The organism is Massilia forsythiae, assembly GCF_012849555.1.
GTDB classification, from domain to species: domain Bacteria; phylum Pseudomonadota; class Gammaproteobacteria; order Burkholderiales; family Burkholderiaceae_D; genus Telluria; species Telluria forsythiae.
Map to the genome: position 1 here is coordinate 5847139 of NZ_CP051685.1, position 17826 is coordinate 5864964.

General features: G+C 68.1%; 13 protein-coding genes. 7 read left to right on the forward strand and 6 right to left on the reverse strand.

Annotation, left to right across the window (positions count from 1 at the left end; translation table 11 throughout):
- Complete coding sequence (locus HH212_RS24505) at positions 1-1680, reverse strand: alkaline phosphatase family protein (RefSeq protein WP_229217448.1); 1680 nt, start codon at positions 1678-1680, stop codon at positions 1-3.
- Between the two features lie 280 nt (positions 1681-1960).
- Between HH212_RS24505 and HH212_RS24510 the strand changes: the two genes are divergently transcribed.
- From HH212_RS24510 to HH212_RS24525, 4 genes are all read left to right on the forward strand, one after another.
- Complete coding sequence (locus HH212_RS24510; RefSeq protein WP_170204858.1) at positions 1961-2662, forward strand: hypothetical protein; 702 nt, start codon at positions 1961-1963, stop codon at positions 2660-2662.
- A 39-nt stretch (positions 2663-2701) separates the two neighbouring features.
- Positions 2702-3505 carry a lipid II flippase Amj family protein gene (locus HH212_RS24515; protein ID WP_170204859.1) on the forward strand — a complete coding sequence of 268 codons (804 nt, stop codon included), beginning with the start codon at positions 2702-2704 and terminating at the stop codon, positions 3503-3505.
- A gap of 627 nt (positions 3506-4132) precedes the next feature.
- Positions 4133-5662, forward strand: coding sequence for a dienelactone hydrolase family protein (locus tag HH212_RS24520; protein ID WP_170204860.1), 1530 nt, complete (start codon positions 4133-4135; stop codon positions 5660-5662).
- A gap of 218 nt (positions 5663-5880) precedes the next feature.
- On the forward strand, positions 5881-6489 hold the full coding sequence (locus HH212_RS24525) for an OmpA family protein (protein WP_170204861.1): 609 nt from the start codon (positions 5881-5883) through the stop codon (positions 6487-6489).
- A 103-nt stretch (positions 6490-6592) separates the two neighbouring features.
- On the opposite strand, the gene HH212_RS24530 is transcribed toward HH212_RS24525, so the two are convergent.
- Complete coding sequence (locus HH212_RS24530; protein ID WP_170204862.1) at positions 6593-7609, reverse strand: LacI family DNA-binding transcriptional regulator; 1017 nt, start codon at positions 7607-7609, stop codon at positions 6593-6595.
- A gap of 467 nt (positions 7610-8076) precedes the next feature.
- On the opposite strand from HH212_RS24530, the gene HH212_RS24535 reads away from it, so the two are divergent.
- From HH212_RS24535 to HH212_RS24545, 3 genes are read left to right on the forward strand one after another with little or no spacing between them, the layout of a single operon-like run.
- The gene (locus HH212_RS24535) at positions 8077-9411 is read left to right on the forward strand and encodes a GH1 family beta-glucosidase (protein ID WP_170204863.1); all 1335 of its coding nucleotides are present in this window, start codon (positions 8077-8079) and stop codon (positions 9409-9411) included.
- A 33-nt stretch (positions 9412-9444) separates the two neighbouring features.
- A complete protein-coding gene (locus HH212_RS24540; protein WP_170204864.1) occupies positions 9445-10548 on the forward strand; it encodes a glucokinase in 1104 nt (367 codons plus the stop codon).
- Positions 10535-11935, forward strand: coding sequence for an MFS transporter (locus HH212_RS24545; RefSeq protein ID WP_170204865.1), 1401 nt, complete (start codon positions 10535-10537; stop codon positions 11933-11935). The genes HH212_RS24540 and HH212_RS24545 overlap by 14 nt, the downstream gene beginning before the upstream one ends.
- A 94-nt stretch (positions 11936-12029) precedes the next feature.
- Here the strand turns inward: HH212_RS24545 and pepA are convergent, their stop codons facing one another.
- The 4 genes from pepA to HH212_RS24565 form a co-directional block, all read right to left on the reverse strand.
- Positions 12030-12875 (reverse strand): flocculation-associated PEP-CTERM protein PepA, encoded by an 846-nt coding sequence (gene pepA / locus HH212_RS24550; protein WP_170204866.1) that lies wholly within the window; start codon positions 12873-12875, stop codon positions 12030-12032.
- A 559-nt stretch (positions 12876-13434) separates the two neighbouring features.
- The gene (locus HH212_RS24555; protein WP_170204867.1) at positions 13435-15633 is read right to left on the reverse strand and encodes a TonB-dependent receptor plug domain-containing protein; all 2199 of its coding nucleotides are present in this window, start codon (positions 15631-15633) and stop codon (positions 13435-13437) included.
- A gap of 4 nt (positions 15634-15637) precedes the next feature.
- On the reverse strand, positions 15638-17266 hold the full coding sequence (locus tag HH212_RS24560) for a M23/M56 family metallopeptidase (protein WP_170204868.1): 1629 nt from the start codon (positions 17264-17266) through the stop codon (positions 15638-15640).
- Positions 17267-17330: 64 nt separating this feature from the next.
- Positions 17331-17717, reverse strand: coding sequence for a BlaI/MecI/CopY family transcriptional regulator (locus tag HH212_RS24565; RefSeq protein ID WP_170204869.1), 387 nt, complete (start codon positions 17715-17717; stop codon positions 17331-17333).
- Between the last annotated feature and the right edge of the window lie 109 nt (positions 17718-17826).

Genomic DNA, 17826 nt, shown 5'->3' on the forward strand with positions numbered 1-17826 from the left:
TCAGCGCAGCGCTTCGGTCAGCACCCTCCCCTCGGCGGCGGCCGGCGGACGCACGCGCAGGATCTGCGCCAGCGTCGGCGCGATGTCGGCCACCTCGGTGTACTGCGGCACCACGCCCGGCCTGATCCAGCGCCCGCCCATCATCAGCAGCGGCACGTTGGTGTCGTAGTTGTAGGGCGTGCCGTGGGTGGCGCCGCTGTCGCCGCCGCCGAACGAGGAATAGGCGGCCGGCACCAGCAGCAGGTCGCCGGACAGGTCGCGGTTCCAGGCGCGCTGCATCAGCAAACGCAGGCGCGTGGCGCCGCCCAGGCCCTGCTCCAGCTGCGTGCGCGTAAACACGTCGGCGATGCCCGGCTGCGCCATCAGGATGCGCGCGGCGGCGTCCTCGACCTCGGCGCGGCCCAGGCGGTTGCGCTCGATCGCGGCGTAGTCGAGATACACCTCGGGCGCGTACACGTTCTTGACCAGCTTGCCGACCTTGAAGCGCTGGCCCAGCGCGTCGTCCAGGCGCGTGGCCAGCGCCTTGGCGTCGATGCGGCGCGCGTCGATGTGGCGCGCCTGCGAGAATTCCGCGGTGTTGGCGAAGCCGTGGTCGGCGGTCAGTACCACCAGCACCTTGTCCATGCCGACGCGGCGGTCGAGGAAATCGAAGAAGCGCGCGATGCGGCGGTCGAGCTGCTGCAGGTGGTCGTGCGACATGCGGCTTTCCGGCCCGTAGGCATGGTTCACGTAGTCGTGCCCGGACAGGCTCACGCCCAGCAAATCGGTGGCGCCGCTCGGGTTGGACCCGAGGCGCTCGCCGTCGACCGCGGCCTCGGCGAAGTCCAGCGTCAATTCGTCCACCGCCGGACTCGCCTTCAGGCGCGCGTAGTAGTCGGCCGAGGGCGCGCCGCTCTCGCTGTAGAAGGTGAACGGAAAGCGGTTCGGGCTCTTCAGGCTCGGTGCCGGGTCGGGCGCATCGTCGGCGTAGGCGCTGTCGGGCAGCAGCGGCTTCCACGACTTGGCGTAGTAGCGGTCCTGCGGCTTGGCGGCATGGAAGCGCTCGACCCAGGCCGGGTGCTGCTGCATGTAGTAGGTGGAGCTGGCGAAGTCGCCGCTGTCGTCCATGAACATGTAGGCGGTGCCGGTCTTGCCGGCCAACAGGATGGCGCCGCGGTCCTTGCCGGACACGGTGACCACCTTGCTGCGGTTGCCGCTGGCGTAGCGCAGCTGGTCGCCCAGCGTGTCCACGCGCAGCAGCGCCGGCGAGGTGCCGTCGTGGGCGCCGGTCTCGGCGCCGATGTAGTGGTAGCGGGCGTCCTCGGTGCAGTAAACCTGCTTGCCGTCGTGGTCGAGCCAGTTGTTGCCGATGATGCCGTGGCGGTACGGATAGGCGCCGCTCAGCACCGCCGAGTGGCCGATCGCCGTCACCGTGATGCCGTGCGCCTGGTGCGCATTGGTGAACGAGGCGCCCTGCTCCAGCAGGCGGCGCAGGCCGCCGGGGCCGAACTGGTCGCGGTAGCGCTGCAGCTGCTCGGCCGGCAAACCGTCGACGACCATCACCACCACCAGCCTGGGCGCCTGCATCTGTCCTTGCGCCTGGGCCGGCGCGGCGGCGGGCACGGGCCTGGCGGCTTCGGCGGCAGGTGCCAGCAAGATGGCGCAGCCGAGCATGGCGGACAGCAGGCGCAGGACGGGCAAGCGCGTCGGGGACGGGGACGTTGTGGACGGTTGGATGGGTCGGGACATGGATCGATGGATGATGGTGGGTGGACGGTGACGATGGCGATCGGCCATTCTAGGAAACGCAGGTTTCAGTTTGATGACATCGGCTCGATGACATGCACGCGATACGGCGACGCGACGCCCAGTGAACACCAAGGCGCCGGCAGCGTCAATACCGGCCGGTACCGTCCATCTTATGCCGGCGGCGTGAGAGTTGGTGAACTTTGACGCGCCAAGCTTCGCTAGAATGATTCGCATGACAACACTCACGTTCGCCCTGCCTGCCGCCGCGTCCGGCCGGCGCTGGGGCTGGGGATGGGGCATCAGCCTGCTGGTGCACGCCGGCCTGCTCGGCTGGCTGCTGCAGGCGCGCCCGCCGCTGCCGCCACCGGTCACGGAGACGCGCATCGAATTCGTGCTGGTGCCGCCGCGAGTGACGGATACCGGTGCGCCGCTGGCCAGCGCCCCCGACGCCGTCCGCGAACGGCCGGCCGCTGCCGCGCCGGCCACGCCGCCACGCCCGGCCAGGATGGCGCGCCGCGCAGCGCCAGTCGTCACGCCGAAGCCGTCAACGCCGGCCGCGAGCGCGCCGGATATAGCCGCCATCGCCGTCGACACGCCGTCCTCCACCGACACCCCGACCGCCGCCGCTCCTCCCATGCCGGCGGCCGAGGACGCGCCGGGCGCCGCCGCCAGGGACGAGTCCTCGGCACCGCGTTTCGACATCGCGGCCGCACGCCGCGCCGCGCGCCAGGGCGGCAGGCAGGACAAGAACCTGGTCGCCTTGCCCGAGCACACGCCCAATGTCGTATTGCAGCGCGAGCGCGAAGAAAAGGCCCAGCAGGCGATGGAACGGGCGCGCCGCGGCGATTGCCGCACCGCGTATGCCGGCCTGAGCCTGCTGGCGGTGATCCCGCTCGTGATCGACACGGTCAGGGACAAGGGTTGCAAGTGGTGATGCGGCCGCCATCGCCGGACAAGTACCGCTATTGAAAACATGGACAGCCAACTTCTCCTGCTCTGCTTCCTCACCTTCGTGATCCACCTGATCGGCACGCTCGCCTATTCGGTGCGTATCGCCGGCATCCGCACCAGAAGGATCGCCGTCTCGCTGGCCCTGTTCAGCATTTTGATGCTGGTGTCGCGCACGTCGAATTCCTTCCTCGGCCCGTTCCTGGCCAAGCGCGTGGAGACCAATCTCGACGGCCCGGCCGGCGCCCTGCTGCTGGCCGATTTCCGCTGGCTGCTGGTCGCGGCCAGCCTGGCGACGGTCGCCGGCGCCTTGCTGATCCCGACCTTCCAGCGCGTGTTCTGCCGTGCGGTCCTGCATTTCCAGGTTCACCGCTCGATTCCCAAGCTGATCCTGCACGGCTTCTTCAAGGGCGGCCTGTCCTACGTGCGCGACGTGGCCAGCGCCCCGGCGGCCGCCAACGTCGGCGCCATCCGCCACGGCCATGGCGTGTCGCGCCGGATCACCGCGCTCAACATCAGCGCCACGGCGCTGTGGACCGTCGGCGTGTTCGCCTCGCTGTATGCGGGCGTGCTCGATCCGTCGGTACGGGTGACGTCGAGTACGCTGTCGTCGATCATCAACGGCGGCGCCACCATCATGATGGCGGTGTTCATCGACCCGCACATGTCGGGCATGACCGACGACGTCATCGAAGGAAAGATCGGCGAGGGACAGTTCAGGAAGGCGGTCGTGTGGCTGGTGGGGAGCCGGCTGGCGGGGACGGTGGTAGCACAGGCGCTGCTAGTGCCGGCTGCGCTGCTAATTGCGGCGGTGGCGCGTGTCATCTGACAACATAACTGCAAAGTAATGGATTGGTAACGATGACCTACCAAATTTTGGTGTCACATGTTTTCGAAGATAAGCGTGCCATTGTCACGAACAATTGTGCGGTAGATATTCCGCTGCACACCCTTTTCCAAACGGTATGGTGGGCAACGTTTTCGCCTGACGGTGACGAATTTCGGTGTTCGGGCAAAAGCCATACACAAGCGTTTCAACTTGTGCTTGCAAGCTCGAATGTATTTCGGCGACAGGTAGACTGTATTCCTCGTGGATGCTCTGCAGCGGTCACATTCGATGGTGCAGGTAGCGAAGTCGTTGAGCATTTGCTGAAGACGAAACCCCCAGGCGCATTCGTTATATTATGCGCGGCGCATTCCTGACCCGTTACCTTCACATGTCATATTAGCGGGTTCTCAGAAGATCAAATGGCTATTTGCGTCTTCATGTCGGCATCCCGCCTCCCGGCGCAGTCCACGTTATCGATCGAATCGCTTTGCGCCAAGCAGCATTCGTGACGCGCCACAGGCAGGCGCATACGCCTTACCGCGCCATGTCGACCGTCCGTCGCATTATCCAAACAATAACATCGCTCAACGCTTATTGTTCAGTATCTAAAACGACAAAACCACACCCATGATCCTCCGCCCCCTGCTGGCCCTCCTCGTCGTTACCGTGAACGCCCAGGCAGCCGTCTCTGCACTCGGCTCGGCCGATATCCTCCCCCCAGCCGGCCCGCACGCCGTCGGCCTGCGCATCGTCCAGCAATACGACTACAGCCGCGCGCTGGAAGCGCCGGTCGACGCCTTCGGCAAGGACGGGCGCGTGGGGCCGGCGCGTCCCATCCAGACCCTGGTCTGGTACCCGGCCAGGCGCAGCGGCGCCGCCCCGATGACGGTGGCCGACTACCGGCAAGCCGGCCTGGCCGACGTCGACTTCGCCCTGCCCGGCGCCGAGGCGGCCGAACAGCGCGCCGGCTGGATGGCCGGACCGGTGAGGGCGCAGTACGGCGCGGCCACGCTGGCGGTACGCGGCGCCGCGCCCGCCGATGGCCGCTTCCCGGTGGTGATCTATGCGCCCAGCTTCGCCGCCGCGGCGGACGAGAACCTCGACCTGTGCGAATACCTGGCCAGCCACGGCTACGTGGTGATCGCCAGCCGCAGCCTGGGCGCGCGCTCGGCCATGATGACCGACGACGTCGACGGCGTGGAGGCGCAGGCGGCCGACATCGCCTTCCTGGCCAACTACGCGCAGACGCTGCCGCAGGCGGACACCGGCAACATGGCGGCCGCCGGCTACAGCTGGGGCGGCATGGCCAACGTGTTCGCGGCGGCGCGTTCCAGCCGCATCAAGGCGCTGGTAAGCCTGGACGGTTCGATCCGCTTCCACCCGAAGATCTGGGGCGCGGCCACCACCGTGCGCCCGGCGCGCACCGCCGTGCCGCTGCTGTTCCTGGGTGCGCGCACGCCGACGGCGGAGGCGATGGCGCGGAGCGACAAGCTGGGCGCAAGCTACCTCAACACCATGGTGTACTCGGACGTGTACGTCACCACGGCGCCGCCGATGCTGCACAAGGACTTCAGTTCGATGGGGCTGCGCTTCGCGGCCGACGACGACTTCGGCGACTACGGGCGCGCCGAGGTGCTGCGGGCCTACCGCGGCGTGGCGCTGTACGCGCGCACCTTCCTGGACGCCTACCTGAAGCACGACGCCGCGGCGCTGGCCTTCTTGCGCGCGTCGCCGGCGCGCCACGGCATCGGCCCGCAGCTACTGTCGATGGAATTCCACCCGGCCAGCGCGACCCTGCTGGGCGAGGGCGACTTCCTGCGCGCCTTCGCCAAGGGCGGCTATGCCGATGCCCAGGCTTTGTACGAGCGGATGGCCGCGCAGTCGCCGGATTTCAAGCTCAGCCCTATCAACCTGAACAACCTGGGCTACCAGCTGCTGCGGGCGCATAACGCGCGCGGCGCGGTGCAACTGTTCAAGCTGGCCACCGCCATCGAACCGCGTTACGGCAACGCCTTCGACAGCGAGGGCGAAGCCTACGAGGCGCTGCATGAACCGGCGCTGGCGATCGCCGCCTACCAGAAGGCGGTCGCGCTGGACAAGAACCAGGTCAACGCGATCGCGCGCATCAAGGCGCTGCAGGCAGCCACCGCCGAATGACCATGGCCGTGCCGCGACAACCCATGTCGCGGCAGCATTCTTCAACTCGCCCTTGCGGTTGGAACAATTGCATAAAAGTCAATCCAATTTCCTACAGCGTCCTACGCAGTAGGCCTACAAGGCGATCCACCCATCCCCCATATGATCGCCATCGATGAAACGCTAATCAAAAGACAACATTGATGGCAACGATCAACATGAGAAATGGAGAATAAGCAATGGCAAACCCGAATGACCGCGGCAATGGCGTACCGCCGAATAACATCCACACTGGCGCCAACAACAGGAAAAAGGGCTGGCTGCCCTGGCTGTTCCTGGCACTGGGGCTGATTGCCCTGCTGTTCGGCCTCAAGCGCTGCAGCCACGACAACGGGCTTGCCCGCGTCGACACGGCGCCTGTCGCCGTACCTGCCACCGGCGGCGTGGCGGTCCTGGTCGGCACCTCGCGACTCGGCGGCTTCCTCGGCGGAACCGAAGCGCTGCCGCGCACCTTCGTGTTCGAGAAGCTGAATTTCGATACCGCCAAGAGCGACATCCGCACCGCCGACCGCAGCGAGGTAGACGAACTGGCCGCCGCCATGAAGCAGCACCCGAACGCGCGCGTCCGCATCGTCGGCTACGCCGACGCGCGCGGCGCCGCCTCGAGCAACGCCACCCTCGGCAAGGAACGCGCCGAGAGCGTCAAGGCCGCGCTGGTGGCCGAAGGCATCGCTGCCGACCGCCTGGAAACCGCGACCGGCGGCGAGAACAACCCGGTCGATACCAACGCCACGTCGGCCGGCCAGGCCGAAAACCGCCGCACCGAGCTGATCGTGCTGCAACGCTGATCCAGCACTAGACCCGGCAGTATCGAGCGCGGCCGCCGGCCGCGCTCCTTCCTCGCGCCGAACGGCGCTTCACGCCGCCCGCCGCATCAAGCTACCCGCCGCTTCAAGCCACCCGCCGCACCGACTCGCGTACCACCAGGCTGAGTTCCGGCATCTCCCGCGCCATCTTTTCCCCGCCGATCATCGCCAGGATCGCCCGTCCCAGGCAGCGGCCGACGTCGAACAGCGGCTGGCGCACCGTGGTCAGCGGCGGCGTCGTGTACATCGAACTGTGCAGGTCGTCGAAGCCGACCACCGAGACGTCGTCCGGCACGCGGATGTCGCGCCGGTACAGCGCCAGGCGCGCGCCGTAGGCGCTCAGGTCGTTGGCGGCGAAGATGGCCGAGAAGCGCTGCCCGGACGCCAGCAGCCGTTCCACCGCCGCCAGGCCGCTCGATTCGTCGAAGTCGGCGGGCAGCACCAGTTGCGGCTGTTCTAGGATGCCGTGGCGCGCCAGCGTGTCGCGGTAGCCGGCCAGGCGCGCCAGCGCGTCGGCATGGTCGGACGGGCCGGTGATGAAGGCGATGTCGCGATGGCCGTGCGCCAGCAGGTGCTCGACCGCGTCGCAGGCGCCGCGATAATTATCCAAGCAGAAGCCGTAGGCGCGCGTGCCTTCCAGGCGGCGGCCGAAGGCGACGATCGGCACCCGCTGCGACAGTTTCAGGATCTGTGCATCCTTCAGGTTGCCGCTCAGGATCACCAGGCCGTCGACGCGGCGCGCGATCAAGAGTTCGATGCGCTCGGCCTCTTCGTCGGCATGCCAGTGGCCGGAGACGATCAGCGGCGCGTAGCCGGTGCCCTGCAGGGCGTCGTCGACGCCCGCCAGCGCGTCGGCGAAGTAGCCGGACACCAGCGACTGGGTCAGCACGCCCACGGTGCGCGAGCTGCCGGTCTTGAGATTGCGCGCCAACACGTTGGGCTTGTAGTTGAGGCGTTCGATCACGCCTTCGATGGCGCGCCGCTTGTCTTCCGAGACGCGGGCGGTGCCGTTCAGGAAGCGCGACACGGTAGCCGCCGAGACGCCGGCCACCCGAGCGACCTCGTGGACGGTGACCATCGGCGTACTGGAATCTTTTGTCATGCGGGTCGGAGCTGGAAGGCCGGTAGTGGGCGGCGCGGCCGCGATCCTGATATGAGTTGTTGGAGCGTATCCCAGTAGACAGGGGGAAGCTAGTGCCGATGCATGGGAAACGGGAGTAAGGCGCGAGGACGCCGCATGGCGAGCCATGCAAGGACGAGCAACGCAGCGCCCGTTTGCCAGGCGCGGCAATAGCGACTCCGGGCTACTGGTATAGGCTCCCAGTATAACAGCGGCGCCTTTCATCAGGAAACCGATTTCATGGCGAGCAAAGATGATGAACACGACAACGCGCCGCCGTTTCCGACCTTGTGCAAAAAATATGTTTGACACGCAATGAAGCATGACGGTACGATGAAATCGATTTCAGGCATCGCGCCCAGCGGCTGCCCGCGCGCGCGCCACCGGCTTACGGCGCGCCGATGCCTGCGCACCCATCCGGGTCCATCCCTTCCAACGAACGAACCGACATGACCGATTCCACCCGCTTCCCTTCCAACTTCGTCTGGGGCGTGGCCACCAGCGCCTTCCAGATCGAAGGCGGCGCCGATGCCGACGGCAAGGGTCCCTCGATCTGGGATACCTTTTCGCGCAATTCCGCCAACATCATCGACCACAGCAACGGCGACATCGCCTGCGACCACTACCACCGCTACCGCGACGACGTGGCGCTGATGGCTTCGCTGGGGGTGGATGCCTACCGCTTCTCGCTGGCCTGGGCGCGCGTGCAACCCACCGGCAAGGGCGCCTGGAACGAAGCCGGCTTCGATTTCTACGAACGCCTGCTGGACGCGCTCGATGAAAAGAACATCCGCGCGCACCTGACGCTGTACCACTGGGACTTGCCGCAAGGCCTGCAGGACGGCGGCGGCTGGCTGTCGCGCGACACCGCGCACCGCTTCGCCGACTATGCGCACGAAGTGGCGCGCCGCTTCGGCAAGCGCGTGGACGCCATCGCCACCCACAACGAGCCGTGGTGCACCGCCAACCTCGGCTACGGCAATGCCCAGTTCGCGCCGGGCGTGGCCGACAAGAAGCAGGCGATCCAGGTGTCGCACCACCTGCTGCTGTCGCACGGCCTGGCGATGCAGTCGATGCGCGCCGCCGCGCCGACGGCCGAACTGGGCATCGTGCTGAACCAGTGGACCGCCGACCCGGCGACCAGCAGCGCCGCCGACCGCCGCCTGGCCGACCTGGAGTGGGCCAATTCGATCGAATGGTTCATGGACCCGATCTTCAAGGGCCGCTACCCGGAACTGTCGCTGCAGGCGCACGGCGCCGACGCGCCGGTGGTGCACGAGGGCGACTTCGCGATCATCGGCCAGCCGCTCGACTTCCTCGGCGTGAATTACTACCGCCGCGAAGTCATGAGCGCGGAAGTCCCGCCGCGCAAGCCGGAAGGCGGCATGGGCTTCACCGACATGGGCTGGGAAATCTACCCGCAAGGCCTGACCGAGCTGCTGCTCAAGCTGAAGGAGGAATATCCTTCGCTGCCGCCGGTGTACATCACCGAGAACGGCATGGCCGCGGTCGACGTGCTGGAAGACGGCAAGGTGGCCGACGCCGTGCGCATCGAGTACGTGCGCACCCACCTGGAAGCGCTGAAGGCGGCGATGGACCAGGGCATCGACGTGCGCGGCTACTTCCTGTGGAGCCTGATGGATAATTTCGAGTGGAACTCGGGCTACGCCAAGCGTTTCGGCATCGTCCACGTAGACTACGCGACCCTGGAGCGCACGCCCAAGGACAGCGCGCTGTGGTACCGCGACTTCATCGCCGGCCAGCGCCAGCGCAAGGCCGCATAATAAGCAACACCAGGAAGCAACAGGAGACACAGCATGATCGCAACATCCCATCAGCACGGCGGCGCGCGCCTGCTGGCCGACATCGGCGGCACCAATGCGCGCTTCGCCCTGGAGCGCGGTCCCGGCCGCATCGAGGACATCGCCACCCTGCCCTGCGCCAACCATCCGCGCCTGGTGGACGCGGTGCGCGCCTATCTCGGCGCGCGCGCGGGGGCGGACCGGGTGCGCCACGCGGTGATCGCCATCGCCAATCCGGTCGAGGGCGACTTCGTCAAGATGACCAACCACCATTGGGAATTCTCGATCCGCCAGGCGCGCGAGGAACTCGGCCTGGACACGCTGCTGGTGGTGAACGACTTCGCGGCGCTGGCGATGTCGGTGCCGGAACTGCCGGCCTCGGACCTGATGCAGGTGGGCGGCACGCTCGTCCCCGCGGACGAAGCGGGCAAGGCCGATGGCGTGATCGGCCTGGTCGGCGCCGGCACCGGCCTGGGCGTGGCCGGCCTGATCCCGGCGCACGGCCGCTGGACCGTGCTGCAGAGCGAAGGCGGGCACGTGGCGTTCTCGCCGTCCAACGCGCGCGAGCAGGACATCCTGGCGTGGTGCTGGCAGCGCTACCCGCACGTGTCGGCCGAGCGCCTGGTGTCCGGCCCCGGCCTGTCGCTGATCCACGAGGCATTGTCGGCGCTGGCCGGCGCGCCGGCGGCGCCGCTGGACCCGGCCGTGGTGGTCGAGCGCGCGCTGGAAGACAACGATCCGCTCTGCACGCAAGTGCTGGAAATCTTTTGCGGCATGCTGGGCACGGTGGCCGCCAACGTCGCCGTCACGTTGTGCGCGCGCGGCGGCATCTACATCGGCGGCGGCGTGGTGCCGCGCCTGGGCGACTGGTTCGCGCGCTCGCCGTTCCGCGCCCACTTCGAGAACAAGGGCCGCTTCAGCGCCTTTGCCGCGCGCATCCCGTGCTTCGTGATCCGCGCACCCTACCCGGCCCTGGCCGGCGCCGCCGCCATGCTGGAGCAGCACCTGGCCGACGCCGGCGCCGCTGCCGGCGCCGGAGCCCGTGACGGCACGGCGCCGCAGCACGCCAACGGCCACGCCGTCCTGGCCGGCACGGAGGCACGCCATGCGCACGCCTGAGGCGGCCGTGCCGGCCAGGCGCGCGCAGGCGCCGCTGCGCCACCCGCTGCTGTGGGTGCCGACCGGCTACTTCACGATGGCGCTGGGCTACATGATGCTGACCAGCGTTACCGCCATCATGTTCAAGAACCTGGGCATGAACAACGGCGATGCCGCCGCCTATTCCAGCATGCTGATCCTGGCGTACACCATCAAGCCGGTGTTCGCGCCGATCGTCGAGATGTACCGCACCAAGAAGTTCTTCGTGCTGTGCACCCAGGTGCTGGTCGGCCTGGGCTTCGCCGGCGCCGCGCTGGCGATGAACATGCCGAACTACATGACGGTGCTGCTGCCGCTGTTCTGGGCCATGTCCTTCCTCGGCGCCACCCAGGACATCGCCAGCGACGGCGTGTACGTGACCTCGCTCGATATCCGCACCCAGTCGCTGTATTGCGGCGTGCAGAGCCTGTCGTGGAACGTCGGCCCGATCGTGGCCTCCGGCCTGCTGGTCTACGTGAGCGGCAAGCTGCACACCGAGGTGTTCCACCACGATCCGAAAGCCTTCGGCCCGGAATGGATGGACGCCTGGCGCGTGGTGTTCTTCATCGTCGCCGCCGTCATCGTGCTGATGGCGCTGTGGCACGCGCGCGTGATGCCGGAAGGCGCGCGCGCCGAGAACACCCCGACCAACCTGCGCGGCGCCTGGGACATCCTGTGGGATTCCTTCGTCACCTTCTTCCAGAAGCGCGACGTGTGGAAGATGATCGCCTTCGCCTTCTTGTTCCGCACCAGTATCGGCCTGCTGGAAAAGATCGGGCCGTTCTTCATGGTCGACGGCGCCGCCAAGGGCGGCCTCGGCATGTCCAACGAACAGCTGGGCATCGTGTACGGCACCTACGGCCTGGCGGCGGTGCTGCTCGGCTCGCTGCTGGGCGGCTGGTTCGTGGCGCGGCGCGGCCTCAAGCGCGTGCTGTTCGTGCTGTGCTGCGCGGTGAATATCCCGAACCTGACCTTCCTGGCGCTGGCGCTGACGCTGCCGTCGAGCGTGCTGGCGATCAGCGCCGGCGTGGTGATCGAAAAGTTCTTCTACGGCTTCGGCGCGGTCGGCTTCATGATCTACCTGATGCAGCAGCTGGCGCCGGGCAAGTACGCCACCACCCACTATGCCTTCGGCACCGGCCTGATGGGACTGTGCAACATGGTGACCGGCGTGGTCAGCGGCCACCTGCAGGAAATGATGGGCTACGTCGGCTACTTCGCCTTCGTCATGGCGGCCACCGTGCCGTCGTTCCTGGCGACCTGGTTCGCGCCCTTCCACCACGACGACGGCGCCGGCCCGGCATCCGGCCCGCCGGACCGCATCCTGGAAGACCCGACCCACGAGACCGCGGTGCACAAGCCGGCTTGAGCACGCGGCACGAACGTAAAAAAACCACTGCGGACGCAGTGGTTTTTTTTCGCCAGTCCGCGCCGGCATGCCGGCGCGGCCGCTGTTCTATCCATCAGGCCTGCTTGCGGCGGCGGCGCGCGGCGCCCACGCCCAGCAGGCCCAGGCCGACCAGGGCCAGCGAGGCCGGTTCCGGCACCGGGTTCGGCACGGCGTCGAAGGCCACGTCGAGCGAGCCGTTGATGAGCTGGGTGCCGCTCGGGGTGAAGTTGTTCAGGTGACCGGACTGGAACGACAGGCTGTAGAACGGATTCGGCGCGATGAAGAAATCCTTACCGGCGGCGGTCAGGGTCAGCGAGGTCTGCGAACCGAAGCTGCCGCAGTTGATGCCGTTGGGGCCGCAGGTGCTCAGGTTCGGGTTCAGGTTGCCTTCGCCCGACAGCGGGCTGCCGGTGGCCAGCAGGATGTCGTTGCCGGTGCCGGCCAGGCCGAACTGGCCGCTACCGCTGGTCGGGTTGGCGCTCACCTCGGTGTCGACGCCGCGGTCCAGGTACAGGCCCAGCGTGCCGGTGCCCGGCAGGAAATTGAAGGTGGTGGCGCCGTTGTTGGTGGAATAGGTGCCGGACGCGCTGTACAGCGCGTACAGGCCGTAGTCGGTGCCGAGGCCGGTTGTACGCGCGTTCAGCGCCGTGTTGCCATTGTTGCCCACAAACTGGCCGGCGTTCCAGTACAACGACACGTTGAAGGTACCGTTGGTATTGAAGGTGGCGATCTCGGTGTAGTTGCCGGTGATCTTGTCGGCGTTGAACGACCGCGTGACGGTCGGGCCGTACGGGGTCACCGTGAACTGGTTGAACGGGGCCGGGCTGGCCGCTGCATCGGCAAACGGATTGAAGGTATCGGCACTGGCATTGGCAGCGAACAGGGCTGCCAGCGAGCATGCCAGAATGGTTTTCGACACGACTTTCATCATTCTCTCCAAGGGTGAATCATGGTGTAGGGGGGCGACTAATCGAAAATCATTATGCCAGAGAATATTTCAAAAATTTTTACTTATTGTATTTATCGCAGCGTATTTGAAATCGTGTGTATAAATAATCCGACACGATCGAGGCAAGCCTCATTTAACCCAATCCATTTATAATTCCATATGGAAATTTTATTTATCGGCCTATTATGCATTCTTCATATTCTGAGGTAATGGTGCGGATCGATCGATCTGTCCGCGACCGACCGAACGTCAGAAAGCCGCTTATAAACAAGTAGTTACCAAAAACAACGGGAATGGCATTTCATGAAATGATGGCGAATCGATATCCTCGGATTTACCCTTGACGCATGGACCGGATGCAAATGGATTACCGTTATCCATGCATGGAAAGCGTTAATCCGGATTATCTTTTTCCTTCATGGGAATCACGCCGCGCTTTTATTCAAGCCATCACATATATTGCCCAATTGAATTACCTGATAAAGCGATGCCGGGACATTCCATTTCCCGATCGGATACGGACCGGTATCTACAAGGATTGCTCCCATACCAGCCGCCAGGTCGTATGCGTGCGAAACACCGTCGTGCTCACGAGCGCACTGTCTCCCTGGTAGGCCAGCCGCTCGCGCACGTCCCGGTGCAGCAGGTCGGCTACCGACAGCCGCAGCCGCGACCTGGCGTCGCGCTTCCACAGCGCGACCAGGTCGAGCCGGCGCGTGGCGGCGTCGTCGCTGAAGAACAGCGCCCCCGAGCGGCTGGCCACGCGGCCGCGATAGGTATAGGTGGCGCCCAGGTCGAGGCGCCGCGCCGACGCGTAATCCAGGCCCAGGTTGCCGCTCCAGGCCGGCTGGCCCTCGATGCGGTTGCCGGGTTGCGGCAGGCTGTCGACGTGCGACCAGTTGCGCGCCAGGTTGACGCGCCCCGACAGCGCGCCGCGCGTGGCCTTGCCCTCGAACTCGATGCCGCGCACGGTGGCGCCGCCCTGGTTGTCCGGCGTGGCGATCCACACGCCGTTGCTGCGGTAGATGCGCACCAGGGTGATGTCGCGGATGCGCTTGTGGAAGGCGCTGACGCTCAGCATGCCGTCCTTGCCGACGCTGCGTTCCCAGGCCAGGTCGATGCCGAGCGCCAGTTCCGGGCGCAGGTTGGGATTGCCCTGCTGGTCCGGGTTGGTGGCGCTGTTGTTGTTGTCGACCGTATAGCGGCGCGGCATCAGCCGGCTGATCTCGGGCGCCTTGTAGGTGCGGCTCACGGCGAAGCGAAAACCGTCGCGCGGTTCGTCGCCACTGCCGCCGCCATCGTCGCCGTCATCGCCCCGGGCGCCATCCGGGCGCCGCGGCTTGAACAGCACCTGCAGGATCGGGCTCCAGGCGCCGGCATGCACGTCGACCGCGGCATGCGCATTGCCCGCGCCGCTGGTGCGCAGGTCTTCGCGGCGCAGGCCGGCGTAGGCCGACCAGGCGTCGTCGATGTCCCATTCGTCCTGGACGAACAGGGCGGCGCGCACCACCCTGGCGCGGTAATCCTCGTCGCTGGCCAGCAGCAGCGCGCCGCCGGCGTCGGTCTGGCGCTCGCGCCGGTATTCGCTGCGCGCCTTGCGCCCGGCTTCCCAGCCGGCCGCCAGCATGTGGCTGCGCCACAAGGGGCGGCGCCAGCTGCCGCTGAAGGTCCACTCGCGCTCGACCGGCCCGGAGGCGACGCGGTGGGTCGCCAGCAACGCATCGCTGGCATCCATGCCGCGGTACAGGAAGTCGGCGTCGCGCGCAGTATGAAAGCCGGACAGCTTGGCGGCCAGGCGCGCGCCGCCGTCCAGCTTGCGGGTCCAGGCCAGGTCGGCATACGCGTGCAGCGGGCGCGTCTCGTAGCGTTGCGCGGCGCGGGGAAAGGCGGTCGGGCTGCCGATCTCGGTGGTTTCGCTCTGGCGCATGGCGTTGTGGATGTGGCGCCAGCGTACATAGGCTTGCGCGGCCAGCGTGTCGCGCGCGTCCGCCTGCCAGGACAGGCGCGGCGCCAGTTCCAGCAGGTCGTCGACCTGGTGGTCGAACCACGCGGTGCGGCGCAGCAGCGCCGGCATCGCGCCCTCCTCGGTGACGAGCGCCGTGACCGGGTTCTGGGTGCGCCTGAGCGTGGCCGCCAGCGTGTACGCCAGCGCGCCGCGGCGGCCGTCGTGCTGCACTGTCAATTGCGGCGCCGCGCTACCATCCACGAAGGCGCTGCCCGCCTTGACTTCATCGGCGGCGGCGCCCCCGGCCGGGCCGGCGCGGCGCAGGATCACGTTGATGGTGCCGGCCACCGCCTGGCCGCTGGTCTCGGCGGTGGCCACGCGCCCGATCTCGATTCTCTCGACCATGTCCGGCGTCAGCGATTCCAGCGCGAAGCCGCTCGGGGCCGGCACGCCGTTCAGCAGGATCGCCACGTAGCCGCTGCCCATGCCGCGCATGCGGATCGCCGGCGCCTTGCCGGGACTGGCGTCCAGGGTGATGCCGGGCTGGCGCTTGAGCACGTCGGCCAGCGTGGCGTCGCCGTGGCGCAGGAGTTCGTCGCGCCGCACCACGATGGCGGTGGTGGTCGATTGCAGGCGCTGGGCGTCGGCGCCGGCGCTGACCACGACCTGCTGGACCGGCTGCGCGCCGGCCTGGGATGCGGGATCGGGCGCGGACTGGCCCAGCGCACAGGCGTGCGCCGCCAGCAGCAGCGCGCCGGCGCTGCCGTTTCGGATGGTCTGCATGGCATTACTCGCTGATGGTGACGAAGGTGTCGGGAACCGGATTGCCCTGCTGGCGGCGGCGCGCCAGCGCGCGCGGCGTGGCGCGGCCGGACAGGTCGGGCAGCATGGCCTGGGGATCGAGGCGGCGCCCGTCCTTCCAGTATTCGAGGTGCAGGTGCGGGCCGCTGGCCCTGCCGCTGGCGCCGGAGGCGCCGAGCAGTTCGCCGGCGGCGACATTGCGGCCGTAGGCGACGTCGACCCGGTCCAGGTGGATCAGCAGCGAGCTGACGCCGGCGCCGTGCTCGACGCGCACGTAATGGCCCCAGGTCGGGTTGAAGGCCGCCTCCACCACGCGGCCGGCGGAGACCGCATGCACCGGCGTGCCGCGCCGCGCCGCGAAGTCGACGCCGTGTTGGCCGTTCGGCACGCTCGGGCTGCGCACGCCGTACAGGGCGGTCACGCGCACCTGGTCCAAAGGGTAGCGCCAGGGTTCGGGCGCCGCCGCCGCGGCGGCCGGCGGCGCCGCCGGCGCCGGATAGCCGCTGTCCGGGTTCGACGAGAACGCCGGCTGCAGCGCCGCGCCGGCCAGCGCGCAGCCGAGCGCCCCCAGGCCGGCCAGCATGCGGCCGCGGGGCGACAGGCGCGGCGGCCGCGCCGCCCGCATGCGCTGCACCCGTCCGGCCACGCCGAGATTGCCGAAGGCGGTGGTACCGGCATGGCCGGGGGCCTGCACTGCCAGCTGCAGGCGCAGCTGCGCCACCAGGGCGGCGGCATAGCCGCGCCGCTCGCCGGCGTCGCGCCCGGCCAGCACGGCGTCGTCGCAGCCGCATTCCACCGCCTCGCGCAGGCCGGCGTCCAGGCGCCGCAGCGGACGGTTGAACCAGAACAGCAGGCCGAGCGCGCCGGACAGCGCCAGCCACAGCGGATCGGCGCGGCGGCAGTGGGTCAGCTCGTGCTCGACGATCAGGCGCTGCTGGGCCGGGTCGAGCGTGGCCAGGTGCGCCGGCAGCAGCAGGCGCGGACGCAGCACGCCGAGCAGCATCGGCGACAGCGGCAAGTCGGTGGCCAGCACGGTCAAGCGCAGGCGGGCGATGTGCGCGCACTGGGCCGGCGTCAGCGCCGGCAGGGCGCGCAGTTCGGCGCCGCTGAGGATGCGCGCATGGCGCAGCAGATGGCGCCAGTGGCGGCGCGCGCGCAGGCGCGCCAGCGCATGCCAGGCCAGGCCGGCGAGCCAGGCGCTGCACCAGGCGGCCGGCAGCCAGGGCATCGCCAGCCGCACGATGTCGAGCGGGTGCACACGCAACGCGAGCTGGGCCCGGGGCGCGGGCGGCAGCGCCACGGCAGCGCCGTCCGGTGCACCGGCGGCGGCGGTAGCGGCGGCGTCCAGGGCGGCCGCGCCGGGCGCCGCATCGAGGATCGACGGCGGCAGCGCCAGGGCCGGAACGACGGCGCCGCGCGGCAGCGGCGCGCAGCCCAGCGCGAACGCCAGCACCACGGCCGCCTGCGCCGACAGCCACACGCTGCGGTGCGCCTCGAGGGCCGGCCAGCGCGCGGCGGCGCGCCGCAGCAGCAGCGCCAGCAGCAGCGCGAACGGCACGCTGGCGGCGCAGGCGGCGCCGAAGCGCAGCAGGACCAGTTGCAGCGCGTCGTTCATGGGCGCCTCCAGGAAGCTGCTGCACGTTGCCGGGTCGTCTTGCGAGGGTTTTTGCGAGGCGCTCTCATGGCGTGTCTTCCGGCCAGTCGTGCAGCAGGCGGTCCAGGTGCGCCAGCTCGTCGGCGTCGACCAGCTTGCTGCCGGTGAACATGGCGGCCGCCAGCGGCGCCTCCATCTCCATCACGCGCTGGCCGAAGTCGCGTGCGAACGCGGCCAGCGTGCCGACCTTTTCCAGCAGCGGGCGGTACACCTGGATGCCGGCGGCGCTCTCCTGCGCCACCATGCCCTTGTCGAGCATGCGCTCCAGCGTCTTGCGGGTGGAAGAATACGACCAGCCGAGTTCCTGCTCGACGCGCTCGTGCAGGGCGCGCGCGCTCAGCGGCGCGTCGCGCCAGAGCGCTTTCAGCAGGCTCAGTTCGGTGGGGGAAGGAATCGTTGCCGGTAACACCATGGTGGCCTCCGTATGGACGACACCATTATGCGACAGGTGTCGCAGGCGTTGCAAGTCGTTTATGCGACAGATGTCGCAGGTTGTATAGGGTGTGACCGGATGCAAGAAT